We start from the raw sequence: 13596 nt of genomic DNA, 5'->3' as shown, positions 1-13596 counted from the left end.
TCAGCTTTTTATGATTTCAGGCAGCAGTGAATTAAGTTTTTTTCGCATTCCGCGGTCGCCTCGGCGCCAGGCGCTTGCCACCTGGCTCAGCGCCAGGCGCTGCCGACCTGGATATAGAACGCGTTCTGGCCCTTGCTGTGCGCCACGTCCAGGCCGATCGACACCCCCAGCTTGCGCGCGATCATGTAGCGAAAGCCCGCGCCGACACTGTAGACGGTCGATGCATCCGAAAAATCGTGCCAGCGCCCATAGGCCTTGCCGGCGCCGGTAAAGCCCAGCAGCGACCAGCGCGGAGTCACGTCCCAGCGCAATTCCATTTCCGCCGCGAGCGCGTTGCGGTCCTGGTAGCGCCCCTTCTGCACGCCGCGCAGGTCGACGTAGGGCTGCGCATAGAACGGGACGTCGCCGCTGGAAAAGCGCGTATCGGCGCGCAGGCCGAGGATCACGGTGCGCGCCAGCGGCAGCCAGGTAAAGCCGCGCGCGTTGTACATGTTGAACGACTGGGTACTGCCGAAGCCGCCGCGCGCGAACTGCGCCTCGAGCTCGGCATAGCTGCCGCGGGTGGGATAGAAGATGTTGTCGCGCGAGTCGTAGTCGATCACCAGCCCGGCCTTGCCGATGCGCTGGGTCCGGTCGAAGCTGCCCAGCTCGCCGGCATCGCCAAACCTGAAGGTCGCGGTCGAATCGAAATACACATAGCGCGGGCCCACGTACCAGCGGGTGTCGGCGATGCGCACCAGCAACTGCTGCACCAGGAACACGCCGCGCAGCTCATAGGCACGCGGCTGGTTGCGCAAGCCGTAGTAATCGAGGTTGGCATCGACCTTGGCCAGGGCGCCGAGATAGCGGTAGCGGTCGCCGTCCCAGGTGTGGAAATGCGCGACGCCGGCGCCCCAGGTGCCATTCTCGGTATAGGCGCCGCCGATGCCGGTGATGTTGGGCGGCGCCGGGCCCTTGCCGCTGGCCTTTGCACTGGCGGCCGCGTCGGCCATCGACTGCGAGAAGAACATCAGCCCCAGGCCGCCGCCATAGCCGACCGCGGGCTCGGTGATGATGGTGGGCACGGGCAGCGCGCCGCTGTGGTTGAGCAGGAAGTCGCTCATGTCGAGCGCGCCGTCTTCCGGGTCGAAGAACGACAGCGGCTTCTTTTCGCCGGCTGCCTGCGTTTGCGCCTGCACGCCGCCGCACCAGCATACGGCCAGTGCGCCCATCAATGCGCCCAACAATGCGCCGATCCGCGCGGCAATGCGTCGGTTCATGGCGGGGCGGATCATCGGCATGCGTCGGGCCCTTTGCGTTGACGGTCGTGCTAAAGCGGGAACTGGATGTTCAGCCCCATGAACACCTGGAACTTGGGTACGCCACTGCCATCATGCTTCAGCGTCCACTGGGGTTCGGCGAACAGGTTGTAGGTGTCCTTGCCGACCTTCCAGATCTTGCCGGCGCCGACGCCGACCGGAATGTAATAGCTGCCGCGCCTGAGATCGAAATTCCAGGTCGCGCTGCTGCGCAGGTACCAGCCCTGCGGCAGGTTGACGATCACGAACGGCTGCGCGGTCAGGTTGTCTTGCGTGGGCCGGTCGCTCTCTCCGGCAAACGAATGCTGCCAGGTCACCAGGCCGCCCAGCATGCCCCATTGCTGCGGCGCGATGCCTACTGCTGCCAGGCCGGCCTGCCACTTGCCGGTGCCGGTCTGGTCGCGCGAGGCGGTGGGGATGGTCAGCTGCGGGCCGATGCCCCACTCCATGCCCAGCCCTTTCATCAGCACCAGGTTGAACAGGTTCAGGTCGCCCAGCCCGGTCTTGCTGCCATCGGGCGCGACGCCGGGCGTGGTGACCACCGGCAGCGTGAAGCGGACGATCTGCGGCAGCCCGAACAGCTTGTGCGGCACGGTGCCGCGCAGCAGCACGCTGTTGCCGTCCTCGTCGCCGAGCCCGTAATAGCGGCCGACGTACTGGTCCTGCAGGTTCAGCGTAATGGTGGGGCTCAGCGGGTTGTTCGACGCATTCATATCGGCGGTCGACGGGCCGGCAGCCTGGGCAAATGCCGGCGCGACCGCCGCCGCCACCGCCGCCATGCACCCTGCACCACGCCTGGACTTCTGCATGAATTCATTCATACGCGGACGCCCTGCTCAAGTGAAATCGCTGCCATCGCCGGTCGAATATGGCGTGAGCATCATGGCAGAGCGGCTTTGGCCTTGTGAAGTAAATATTTGCGATGCCGTAATGAAAATTTTTGCGTGCTTTTTTGCGTGTTCGCGCCAATAGCGAAGCGGGGGTTTGCTGCTAGTATGCAATGTCGAAAAACCGGCGCGGGCGCCGGCCGCATGCCCTGCCCGGCCTGTCCTACCTGTTGATGCCCATGTCCAAGACTCTCGCACAACGGCTTGCCCTGACTGCCCCGCTGCTGCTGGCCTGCGCCGGCGCCCACGCCACCGAAGGCGCGCTCGGGCGCCCTGTCACCGGCACCAGCGTGGTTCCCAACGCGGGCGTGGTGTCGCCCGAACCGGCGCTGATCGTCAACGTCGGCGAGATCTACCTGGACGGCTCGATCGGCGGCAGCCGCACCGTGCCGATCGCCGGCAAGGCCTCTGCCGGCATCGACGGCAAGATCGCCTTCACCCTGGCGACCGTGATGAAGGTGTGGGACACCGGCACCGGCGCCTGGAACTTCGCCTCCAGCTTTACGCTGCCCTATGTGTGGACCAAGGTCACGGCCAACCTCGCCGTCGGCGGGCGCAGCCTCAGCACCCAGGACACCGCCTCGAACCTGTTCGACATCTCGTTTGCGCCGGTCATCGCTGGCTACCATTTTTCCAAGACCGAACACGTGGCGCTGAGCCTGAACGTGTGGGCGCCGACCGGCAAGTACGATGCCAACGCGCTGGCCAATCCCAGCCTCAACAACTGGACCTTCATTCCGCAGGTGGCCTACACCAAACTGTTCCCCGAACACGGGCTCGAGTTCGATGCCGTCGCCGGCATCCAGTTCTACACCCGCAACCACGCCACCGACTACCAGAACGCGCCGCTGTTCACGCTCGACACGATGCTGCTCAAGCGTTTTGCCAACGGCGCCGGCGTGGGCCTGATCGCCGGCACCACGCAGCAGCTGGGCGACGACAGCGGGCCGCTGGCCGACCGCCTGAACGGCTTCCGCGGCCACGACTGGGCGGTGGGCCCGATCGTCACCTACGACACCAAGGTCGGCGCCAAGAGCCTGCTGTCGCTGGGCCTGCGCTGGGTGCCGTCGGTGGCCAGCAAGAACCGGCTGAAGAGCACCAACACCTTCATGGGCACCGCGACGCTGGTGTTCTGAAGGCATCACGCGCCAACGTGAGATACCCATGAGCCAGCGTCCGCATTGATCAAGCGCAAGCTCCAATTCCTTTCCTGCCTGCAAACTGGCGCCCATGACGACGTTGCCCTCTTCTTCCCCCGCTTCCCCCGCTTCCCCTGCCTCATCCGACGCCAGCCCGACCACCCTCGCCAACCCCGCCGTGCCGCCACGCCGCCCGGCGCTGGTGCCGCGCGGCCGCTTCGCCTTTGTCACCGGCATCCTCAGCTGGACCCTGTTGATCGCCAGCACGCTGTTCTGGTGCGCATTGCTGTTTCCGCTGGCGCTGCTGAAGCTGGCGCTGCCGTTCGCCGCGGCCAGGCGCCGCATCGACCCGCTGCTCAACGGCATCGCCACCGCCTGGATCTCCGGCAACACCGGCTGGTTCGCGTGGATCCAGCGCGAGCCCTGGGACATCCGCGGCAACGAGGGCCTGCGCTATGCCGACTGGTACCTGGTCAACTGCAACCACCAGTCGTGGGCCGACATCTTCGTGCTGCAGCGGGCGCTGAACCGCCGCATCCCGCTGCTGAAATTCTTCCTGAAGCAGCAGCTGATCTATGTGCCGGTGATCGGCCTGGCCTGGTGGGCGCTGGACTTCCCGTTCATGAAGCGCCACGGCAAGGCCGAGCTGCGCCGCAATCCGGCCCTGCGGCGCCAGGACCAGGAAACCGCGCGGCGCGCCTGCGCGAAGTTCTCGCTGGTGCCGACCAGCGTGATGGTGTTCGCCGAAGGCACGCGCTTTACCGCGGCCAAGCATGCCGCGCAGGCTTCGCCCTACCGCCACCTGCTCAAGCCCAAGGCCGGCGGCCTGGCGGTGGCGCTGAACGCGATGGGCGACAAGTTCCGCTCGCTGATCGATGTCACCATCGTCTACCCCGAAGGCGCGCCGGGCTTCTGGGACCTGGCCTGCGGGCGCGCCGGCCCGGTGCTGGTGCGGATGCGCCAGTTGCCGGTGCCACCGTCCTTCTGCAACGCCGACTACGGCAGCGACAAGGCCTTCCGCACCGAATTCCACCACTGGCTGGCACGCCAGTGGGAGGCCAAGGACGCGGAGATCGACGCGCTGACGCCACCGCGCCAGGGCTGATCCGCGCTATCCGGGCAGCCGCTCGATCGCGCGTTTGCCCTGCGCCACCGCCGCCGTCAGTGACGGGCTGCCGGCGTTGTCGCTGTTGGCGATGCTGATATTGCCGACGCCGCCCAGCCCGGGCCACGCCGCGTCCGGCGCCACGTTCTCGCCGGCCAGGCTATCCGGCATGTAGCTGTAGCCATGCGCCCATCGGTTGACGGTAATGCCCCGGATCACGTCCTTCGAGGCAAAGCCCTGGTGCCCGAGCATGCGGTCGAGCTGCGCGCGGATATCGCGCTCCATCGCATCGAACGGCGTGCCCAGCAGCAAGGCGCGGCCGGCGCGGAAGCGGTCGCGCGCGGGCATGCCGCTGTCGGGCACGGTCGGCACATAGAGCATGTGCAGCACGGCCGGGTCGGAGGGCTCCCGGCCCGCGGGCGGCTCCAGCCACAGATCGGTGTAGGCCATCGCCGGCGCATGGATGCGTCGCGTGCGCAGCGCGGCGAACGCGTGCCAGTGGTCCAGCGCCACCTTGGTATAGACCAGCGGCGCCTTGGCCTCGTTGTGCAGCGTGGCCTTCTGCTGCGCCGGCAGCGACGGCAGCAGGTACGGGATCATCATGTTGTAGCCGGCCAGCACCACGTGGCGCGCCTCGACCCGGTGCAGGTTGCCGCTGAAGCCATAGGTGACGCGCGTGATCGGGCCGTCGGGCTCGACCGCGATCGCGGTGCTGTTCAGGCGCAGGCGCACCGGCTCGCCTTCGCGGTCCAGGCGGCTGTAGTCGAACGCGGCCGATACCACCTGCGCCGGCGCGGCCACGCGCGCCACGCCGAGAATCAGGCTGTGCACCAGCAGCCTGGCCAGCGAGGCATTGCCATCGGCAAACCACAACCGCGAAGCGGGCGACTTGCCCAGCCGCGCATTGCCCGCCGGCGCCGGCATGTTGGCGCCGGCGGGCAAGCCGATGGCGATGGCGTCGGCCACCGAGATGCCGTCGGCATCGAGCGCGTAGGCATCGAGGCTGCGGCTGCGCAGGAAGCGCTGCCCGGCCAGGCCGATGCCGGCCTGGTCGCGCAGGAAGGCGGCGTAGCGCATGCTGCGCAGCGCCGCGCTGCGCTCGGCGCCCGCCAGCGCCGGCAGGTAGTCGGTGGTGCCGGCGGCCAGCCGCGCCAGCGCGGCGCGGTCCGCCGCGGGCAGTGGCGCGCTGTCGAGGAAGCGCGACAAGGCCGCCGCATCGGGGCCGCCCGCACGCGCGCCGCTGCGCGCATCGATCGCTTCGCCGAAGGGGTCGCCCGCCACCCACTGGTCGCGCCCGAAATGCTCGGCATTGAAGAACACCGCCCGGCCCATGCCGAGCTCGGCATAAGGGTCAGCGGCCACGGCCGCGGGCGGACGCGCGGCATCGAGGCCGAGCCCGACCAGCAGCTCGCGCACCGCGGCGTCGCCAGCCGCGCTGGCCGGCATCTCGGCGCTGCCGCCATAGGTCACCAGCCGCTTGCCGCGCACCGTGAACTCGTTGCGCTTGGCGTGGCCGCCGAAATCGTCGTGGTTATCCAGGATCAGGATGCGGCGGTTGGCGCCGAAGCGGCGGCGGTAGAACCACGCCGCCGCCAGGCCGCTGAGGCCGCCGCCGACCACCACCAGGTCGAAGGCCTCGCGCGCCAGCACCGCCGGATACTTCGCGCCTTCGCGCGCCAGGCTGTGGGCCAGCGTGTAGGTGCCGGCATGGTTGCCGCGCAGACCGGTCAGCGCTGGCGGATAGGTAGCGGACGGCGTGGCAGCGGACGGCGCGCCCGCGCGCGGCTGCGCGTGCAGCAGCTGCGCCGGCGCCAGTCCGGCGGCAATCGCCAGCGCGGTGCCATTGAGGAAGTCTCTTCGGGTGATCGTCATCGGCGGCTCATGGTTGGGCGTCGGCCTGGCGCTGCGCGGCCAGCGCCCGGCGCCGCGCGGCCACCTCGGCCTCCGCCACCGGCGCGGCGCGGTTGCCCCAGCTGCCGCGGATAAAGGTCAGCACGTTGGCCAGCTCCTGGTCGTCCAGGGTCCAGCCATAGCCGGGCATGTGGTAGTCCGACGGCGCGGTCGCCACGCGTGCGGTCACGGCGCCGTCGAGCAGCAGGTTGACCAGGGATGCCGGGTCGGGATCGGCCACGGTCGGGTTGCCGGCCAGCGGCGGGAAGACACGGGCGAAGCCCTTGCCGTCGGCGCCATGGCAAGGCATGCAGAACACCGCGTACTGGCGCGCACCGGGCAGGTCGAAGCGGCCCTGGCGCAGCTGCTGCGCGGTGGCGGGATCGTGGCGGAACGGCTTGTTTTCCCCACGCGCGCCGGGCAGCGACTTGAGATAGGCGGCAACCGCGTCGAGGTCGGCCGGACTCATATACTGGGTCGCGGTGGAAACCACCGTCGACATCGGGCCGAACGAGGTCGCATGCGCATTGCGCCCGGTGCGCAGGAATTCGGCGATGTCCGCGCGCGACCAGGCGCCCAGCCCGGTGACCTGGTCGCCGGTCAGGTTGGTGGCGGACCACCCCTCCACGCTGGCCCCGGACAGGAAATGCCGGCTGCGCTGGTCCAGGCCCTTCTCGGCGAACAGCGTGCCGCGCGGCGTATGGCAGGCGCCGCAATGCGCCACCGCCTGCACCAGGTAGGCGCCGCGGTTCCAGGCGGCATCGCGCGCCGGATCGTTGCGGACCGGCTCGTCATCGAGAAACAGCACGTTCCATACCGCCAGCAGGCCGCGCATGCCGAACGGCCAGCGCATCTGCGGCGCGGGATTGCGCTGCGCCACCGGCGCCACCTCGGCGCGCAGGTAGGCGTACAGCGCCGCCACGTCGTCCTTGTGCATGCGCGCATACGACGGGTACGGCATCGCCGGATACAGGCGCTTGCCGTCGCGCGCCACGCCGTGGCGCACGGCGCGGTCGAACTCGGCCAGCGTGTAGTTGCCGATGCCGGTGCCGGCATCGGGCGTGATATTGGTCGAATGGAGCGTGCCGACCGCGGTGCGGATCGGCAGCCCGCCGGCAAAGGGCTTGCCGCCCGCGCTGGTATGGCAGGCGGCGCAGTTGGCGATGCGGGCCAGGTAGCGGCCGCGCTCGACCTGCTGCGCGTCGCCGGCGGCATGCGCGAGGCCCGCGGGCAGCAGCAGCGCCAGCGCCAGGCGGGCCAGCTTGCGCAACACGGTGGACACGGCGAGACCAGCCCCGCGAAAAGAAGAGCGCATGGACGCAGTCAGTTCATGCCGCCGACACGGCCCAGTTGGCCGCCAGCACCAGGCAGGCCACCAGTCCGGCGGCGACGGCCACGCCGGTCACGATCAGCGGCACCGGGCGCAGGTTGTCCAGGTCGCGCTGGTGCTCGCTGCCCTGGCGCAGGCCGAAGAAGCCCCACAGCACGGTCCGCAACAGCCTCAACGGGTTCATGGCATCTCCTTGTACAGCGCGTATCGGGACGAGAGGCCGATTATGGTCCGTCGCCGCCAGCCATACCAGCATCAGATAACTGGAAAAATTACGTATCAGTTGTTCGCAGGCGGGCGATAATCCCCACACCGCCGCCGCCCTGTCCCCACCATGAAACGGTACGAAGCCCTGGCCGAAACCCTGGCCGCCGATATCCGCAACGGCAGCCTGCCGCCGGGGACGCGCCTGCCGTCGATCCGCAAGACCGTGGCCCAGTACGGCGTCAGCCCGTCGACCGCGTTCCAGGCCTATTACCGGCTGGAAGAGCGCGGACTGGTGCGGGCGCGCGAGCGCTCCGGCTACTACGTGGCAGGGGCGGCGCGACGCGAGCTGCCGCAGCCGCAGGCGCGCCCGTCGCGGCAGGTGTCGACGCAGGTGGACATCTCCAAGCTGGTGTTCGCCGTGCTCGAAGGCGCGCGCGACCGCGAGCTGGTGCAATTCGGCTCGGCCTTTCCGTCGCCCGAGCTGTTCCCGTGGGAGCGGCTCGGCAAGTCGCTGGCGCGCGCCGGCCGCGCGCTCGACCCGTGGTACTCGGTCAACGACCTGCCGCCCGGCAATGCCGCGCTGCGCCGCCAGATCGCGCTGCGCTACCTGGGCGCGGGCGTGCCGCAGCCGGCCGACGACCTGGTCGTTACCAACGGCGCGCTCGAGGCGCTGAACCTGTGCCTGATGGCGGTGACGCAGCCGGGCGACGTGGTCGCGATCGAATCGCCCGGCTTCTATGCCTCGCTGCAGGCGCTGGAGCGGCTGCGGCTCAAGGCGGTCGAGATCCCGGTCGACCCCGCCGAAGGCATCGACCTGGGCGCGCTCGACACCGCGCTGTCGCGCCATCCGGTCAAGGCCTGCTGGTTCATGACGCAGTTCCAGAATCCGCTTGGCGCCAGCATGTCGGAGGACAAGAAGAAGGCGCTGGTGGCCCTGCTCGCGCGCCACCAGGTGCCGCTGATCGAGGACGATGTCTATGGCGAGCTCTACTTCGGCAACCGCTGCCCGCTGCCGGCCAAGGCCTTCGATACGCACGGGCTGGTGATGCATTGCAGCTCGTTCTCCAAGACCCTGGCACCGGGCTTCCGCATCGGCTGGGTCGCGCCGGGCCGCTTTGGCGAGGCGATCCAGCGGCTCAAGCTGATGACCACGCTGTCGGCCGGCGTGCCCGCGCAGGTGGCGCTGGCCGAATACCTGCAGCACGGCGGCTACGACAAGCACCTGCGCAAGCTGCGCCACGTGCTGGAGATGCAGCAGGGCCGCATGATCGACGCGATCGGCCAGCATTTCCCGGACGAGGTGCGGGTGTCGCGGCCGGAGGGCGGGTATTTCCTGTGGGTGGAGTTTGCCGCGGGCTTCGATGCGCTGGCCTTGCACCATGCCGCGCTCGAAGCCGGCATCGGCATCGCGCCGGGGCCGATCTTCTCGGCGCGGCAAGGCTACCGCAACTGCATCCGGCTCAACTACGGCCACGTTTGGAACGACGAGGCCGAGGCCGCGGTCGCCACGCTCGGGCGCCTCATCGCGCAGCAAGCCGGCTAGCGCGTGTCGCGACGGCGGCGCAGCGCCCACTCCAGCGCTTCGAACGCGGCCTGCACCACCAGCGCCAGCACCGCGGCCGGGATCGCGCCAGCGAGCAGCAGCGTGGTGTCGTTCAGCGCCAGCCCGGTGGCGATGCGCTCGCCGAAACCGCCGGCGCCGACGAAGGCCGCGATGGTGGCCGTGCCCACGCTGATGATGGCCGCGGTCTTGACGCCGGCCAGCAGCACCGGCAACGCCAGCGGCAGCTCCACGTAGCGCAGCACCTGCGCGCCGCGCAGCCCCAGCGCGCGCGCCGCATCGCGCATGCCCTGCGGCACCTGCTCCAGCCCGGTAGCGGTATTGCGCACGATCGGCAGCAGCGCATAGAGAAACAGCGCCACCATCGCCGGCCACACGCCGATGCGGCCCAGCAGCGGGATCAGCATCGCCAGCAGGGCCAGCGACGGCACCGTCTGCAGCACGCTGACCGCGCCCAGCACCGCCTGGCCGGTGCGCCGGCGCCGCACCGCCAGCATCCCCAGCGGCACGCCCACCAGCGTCGCGGCGCCGACCGCGCCCGCGACCAGCCCGACATGGCGCCGCGCCAGCCGCGCGGTGTCGGGGCCGAACAGCGCGGCCAGCAGCCGGCTGTGCTGTGCATCAGCGACAGGCGCTGCCGGCGCTCCGCCTCCGTCCAGAAAGGCGCGCGCGATCGCGGCGAACGGCTGGCCGTCGAGCTCTGCCGCCGCGTTCATCGCGATCATGTCGTCGGCGCTGACGCGCCCGGCCAGCCGCTGCAGCGCCTGCCACGCCTGCGGGAAGCGCTGCGGCACGTCGAGCCGGTAGACCACCACGGCGTCGTAGCGCGGGAAGTAATGCCGGTCGTCCGTCAGCACGCGCAGCCGGTACTTGCGGATCTTGGCGTCGGTGGAATAGATGTCGATGGCATCGACCTGCCCTGCCGCCAGCGCCTCGTAGGCGACGCCGTGGTCCAGCCCGAGCGGGCGTTGCGGCAAGCCATAGCGGCTGGCCAGTCCGGGCCAGCCATCGGCGCGGCCAAGGAACTCGTGCGACAGCCCGAGCCGGAGCGCGGGCTGCGCCGCGAGATCGCTCAAGCGCTGCAGCGACCCCGCGCGGGCGTCGGACACGGCCAGCGCATAGGTGTTCTCGAATCCCAGCGGAATCGCCGCGCCCAGTCCCAGCGGCGCCAGCGCGCGCCGGATCTGGTCGAGGCCGGCGCCGGGCGGCAGCTTGAGGATTTCGGCGGCGAGCGTGCCGGTGTAGTCGGCGTAGAGATCGATGCTGCCGGCCCGCAGCGCCGCGAACACGATCGCGGTGTTGCCCAGCCCGGGCTGGTGCTGCGCGGTGCCGGGCGGCCCGGCGGCCTGGCTCAGCAGTTCGCCGAGGATGTACGACTCGGTGAAGCGCTTGGAGCCGACGCGCAGCGGGTCCGCCGCGCGCGCCGGCACGCTCGCCGCCAGTGCCGCAGCCAGCACCCACGCCACGGCGAACCCCAGCCGGTGCCACGGCCCGCTCCTTGCCTGCCTTCCACGAATCCCGGCCAACACGTCCGTCCCGATCTGGCGCCGGTGTGCGCCCGGCATCGCTACATCATAGGCGGCGCATGAACTTATCCCGAAATAGTATTTGCATTCCGCATGTTGAAGGCCTCAGAATCCAGTTTAGACATACAACCCGCTAGCGCGCCCGATCCTGCCCAGCCCCATGGAAATCCGGCAACTGGAAGCCTTCGCCGCAGTCGTCACCACCGGTAGCGTCACCGCCGCCGGGCGGCTGCTTGGCCGCTCGCAGCCGGCGATCACGCGGCTGATCCAGGAACTGGAGGCCGAACTCGGTTTCGCCCTGTTCACCCGCAGCGGCCCGCGCGTCAGCCCGACCGAGCAGGGTTTCCTGCTCTACGACGAGGTCGAGCAGACCCTGGCGGGCATGCAGCAAATCCGCACGCGCGCCGCGGCGCTGGCGCGCGGCGATGGCCGGCCGCTGCGTATTGCGGCCACGCCCGCCCTCGCCGCAGGGCTGCTGCCGCCGGCGCTGGCGCTGGCGTTCGCGCGCGGCCTGTGCGCGCCGGAGCGCGTGGCGGTGCAGAGCCAGTCGCCGGAACAGGTGGTGCACGCGGTGCTGACCGGCGCCGCCGACATCGGCCTGAACAGCCTGCCGCTGGAGCATCGCGGCGTGACCGTGCACTGGATCGGACAGTCCGCCTGCGTGGCGGCGCTGCGCGCCGACGACCCGCTCGCGGCGCAGCCCGCGCTCAGCTTGCAGGACTGCCGCGGCCGCCGGCTGATCACCATGCACAACCCCTACCGGCTGCGCCGCCGCGTCGACCGCGCGCTCGCCGCCGCCGGCGTTCCGGCGGCCGGCGTGATCGACACCAATACCTCGATCAGCGCCCTGACCCTGGTGCGCGCGGGGCTGGGCATCGCGCTGCTGGAGCCGGTGACCGCGCGCGGGCTCCCGCTGACCGATATCGCGGTGCGGCCGATCGATGCCGATATTCCGTTCTTTTTCGGGGTGATCACGCCGCAGGCACGGCCGGCCAGCGCCGCCGTGCAGGGGCTGGTGGAGGCGGTGGCCGACGCGGCTGCCGCGCTGCTGCCCGACCTGGTGCGGCGCGAGCCCGCCGAACACGGCGCGCTGCTGCAATCGCTCTATGGCGATGCCAGCGAAGACGCTGACACGCTCTCACACGATGCCGGACTTCCAAGCCATGACTGAACTATCCGCCCCCACCCCCACAGGCCTGGCCGCCCTCGAAGCCCGGCTGCGCCAGGACCTGTCCTGGCTGGAGCTGCCCGCCAAGGCCTGGACCATGCCGCGCAGCGTCGACGGGCAGGAGGTGCTCGACGTTGCCGTGATCGGCGGCGGCATGGCCGGCCTCGCGGCGAGCGCCACGCTGACCCACCTGGGCGTGCGCGTGCGCGCCTTCGACCGCGCCCCGGCGGGCTATGAGGGCCCGTGGGCCACCACCGCGCGCATGGAGACGCTGCGCTCGCCCAAACAGCTGACCGGCCCCGCGCTGGGCCTGCCGGCACTGACCTTCCGGGCCTGGTTCGAGGCCCAGTTTGGCGAGGCCGCGTGGCAAGCGCTGGACAAGATCCCGCGCCTGCAGTGGATGGATTACCTGCGCTGGTACCGCCAGGTGCTGGCGCTGGATATCCGCAACGAACACGAGGTCGAGCGGATCGTGCCGCGCCCCGACGGGCTGGTGGCGCTGTCGATGCAGACTCCGGACGGCCCGCTCACGGTGCTGGCGCGCCGCGTGGTGCTGGCCACCGGCCGCGACGGCCTCGGCGGCGCCTATGTGCCGCCGGTGGCCGCCACGCTGCCGCGCCACCTGTGGGCGCATTCGTCGGACCAGATGGACTACGCCGCGCTGCGCGGCAAGCGCGTGGGCGTAGTCGGCGCCGGCGCCTCGGCCATGGACAGCGCCGCGACCGCGCTCGAGGCCGGTGCCGCCAGCGTCGAAATGCTGATCCGCCGCGCCGACATTCCGCGCGTCAACAAGAGCAAGGGCGCCGGCAACCCGGGCCTGACCTTCGGCCACTACGGCCTGCCCGACGCGTGGAAATGGCGCCTGCGCCATTACATCAACAGCCAGCAGGTGCCGCCGCCGCGCGGCAGCACGCTGCGCGTGTCGCGCCATGCCAATGCGTACTTCAACCTGGGCGCCGCGCTGGAAGCGATCGAGGCGCAGGGCGACGTGCTGCACGTGCGCACGCCGCGCGGCGAATTCGAGCTGGACTTCCTGATCTTCTCCACCGGCTTCCGCATCGCGCTGGAAACGCGCCCGGAGTTCGCCGCCTTCGCCCCGCATATCCGCTTCTGGCGCGACCGCCATGCGCCGCCCCCGGGCCAGGAAGACCGCGAGTTGTCCGATTCGCCCGACCTCGGCGAAGCCTTCGAATTCCAGGAAAAGACCCCCGGTGCCTGCCCCGGCCTGACGCGCATCCACTGCTTCTGCTATCCGGCGGCGCTGTCGCACGGCACCGTGTCCGGCGACATCCCGGCGATCAGCGACGGCGCGCGCCGGCTTGGCCAGGGCATTGCCGCGCGGCTGTACCAGGAAGATATCGAGCTGCACTACGCCGCGCTGCAGGCCTATGCCGAGCCCGAGGTCTTCGGCGACGAATGGGTGCCGGCGCCGCCGCCGGCGCTGCGCACCGCCAAGGCCTGAATTCGCGAACCCACTCCCGACCC

General features: G+C 70.3%; 11 protein-coding genes. 5 read left to right on the top strand and 6 right to left on the bottom strand.

The genetic code is table 11. From position 1 onward, the window contains the following. Window positions 1–86: 86 nt before the first annotated feature. Window positions 87–1259 carry a BamA/TamA family outer membrane protein gene (locus A2G96_RS11060; RefSeq protein WP_231909547.1) on the bottom strand — a complete coding sequence of 391 codons (1173 nt, stop codon included), beginning with the start codon at window positions 1257–1259 and terminating at the stop codon, window positions 87–89. Window positions 1260–1309: 50 nt separating this feature from the next. After that, a complete protein-coding gene (locus tag A2G96_RS11055; protein WP_062802138.1) occupies window positions 1310–2107 on the bottom strand; it encodes a hypothetical protein in 798 nt (265 codons plus the stop codon). 257 nt (window positions 2108–2364) lie between these two features. Here A2G96_RS11055 and A2G96_RS11050 point away from each other — a divergent pair, with 257 nt between their 5' ends. Both A2G96_RS11050 and A2G96_RS11045 read left to right on the top strand, forming a co-directional pair. Continuing rightward, complete coding sequence (locus A2G96_RS11050) at window positions 2365–3321, top strand: SphA family protein (RefSeq protein WP_062802136.1); 957 nt, start codon at window positions 2365–2367, stop codon at window positions 3319–3321. 205 nt (window positions 3322–3526) lie between these two features. After that, window positions 3527–4429, top strand: coding sequence for an acyltransferase (locus A2G96_RS11045; protein WP_062802135.1), 903 nt, complete (start codon window positions 3527–3529; stop codon window positions 4427–4429). A 6-nt stretch (window positions 4430–4435) separates the two neighbouring features. Here the strand turns inward: A2G96_RS11045 and A2G96_RS11040 are convergent, their stop codons facing one another. Genes A2G96_RS11040 through A2G96_RS11030 form a run of 3 tightly spaced genes read right to left on the bottom strand, consistent with a single transcriptional unit; the run spans window position 4436 to window position 7833 of the window. Beyond that, window positions 4436–6301: an NAD(P)-binding protein gene (locus A2G96_RS11040; RefSeq protein ID WP_062799250.1), complete on the bottom strand. Its 1866-nt coding sequence runs from the start codon at window positions 6299–6301 to the stop codon at window positions 4436–4438. Window positions 6302–6308: 7 nt separating this feature from the next. Next, on the bottom strand, window positions 6309–7634 hold the full coding sequence (locus tag A2G96_RS11035) for a cytochrome c (protein ID WP_082818911.1): 1326 nt from the start codon (window positions 7632–7634) through the stop codon (window positions 6309–6311). Window positions 7635–7647: 13 nt separating this feature from the next. Next, on the bottom strand, window positions 7648–7833 hold the full coding sequence (locus A2G96_RS11030) for a DUF2970 domain-containing protein (RefSeq protein ID WP_012352788.1): 186 nt from the start codon (window positions 7831–7833) through the stop codon (window positions 7648–7650). Between the two features lie 150 nt (window positions 7834–7983). On the opposite strand from A2G96_RS11030, the gene A2G96_RS11025 reads away from it, so the two are divergent. Next, the gene (locus tag A2G96_RS11025) at window positions 7984–9399 is read left to right on the top strand and encodes an aminotransferase-like domain-containing protein (protein WP_062799247.1); all 1416 of its coding nucleotides are present in this window, start codon (window positions 7984–7986) and stop codon (window positions 9397–9399) included. Here A2G96_RS11025 and A2G96_RS11020 read toward each other — a convergent pair. After that, window positions 9396–10874, bottom strand: a complete 1479-nt coding sequence (locus tag A2G96_RS11020) for a glycine betaine ABC transporter substrate-binding protein (protein WP_062802131.1) — start codon at window positions 10872–10874, stop codon at window positions 9396–9398. The two genes, A2G96_RS11025 and A2G96_RS11020, sit on opposite strands and share 4 nt — an antisense overlap. Window positions 10875–11103: 229 nt before the next feature. Here A2G96_RS11020 and A2G96_RS11015 point away from each other — a divergent pair, with 229 nt between their 5' ends. Together A2G96_RS11015 and A2G96_RS11010 are read left to right on the top strand one after the other, a co-directional pair. Further along, a complete protein-coding gene (locus A2G96_RS11015) occupies window positions 11104–12114 on the top strand; it encodes a LysR family transcriptional regulator (RefSeq protein ID WP_062799245.1) in 1011 nt (336 codons plus the stop codon). Next, window positions 12107–13573 carry an FAD-dependent oxidoreductase gene (locus A2G96_RS11010; RefSeq protein WP_062802130.1) on the top strand — a complete coding sequence of 489 codons (1467 nt, stop codon included), beginning with the start codon at window positions 12107–12109 and terminating at the stop codon, window positions 13571–13573. Before A2G96_RS11015 ends, A2G96_RS11010 begins: the two co-directional genes overlap by 8 nt. Window positions 13574–13596 lie beyond the last annotated feature (23 nt).

Source organism: Cupriavidus nantongensis (assembly GCF_001598055.1).
In the GTDB taxonomy this organism is placed as follows: domain Bacteria; phylum Pseudomonadota; class Gammaproteobacteria; order Burkholderiales; family Burkholderiaceae; genus Cupriavidus; species Cupriavidus nantongensis.
Note: the sequence above shows the minus strand (reverse complement) of the source record. Positions and strands in the feature narration are given on the sequence as shown.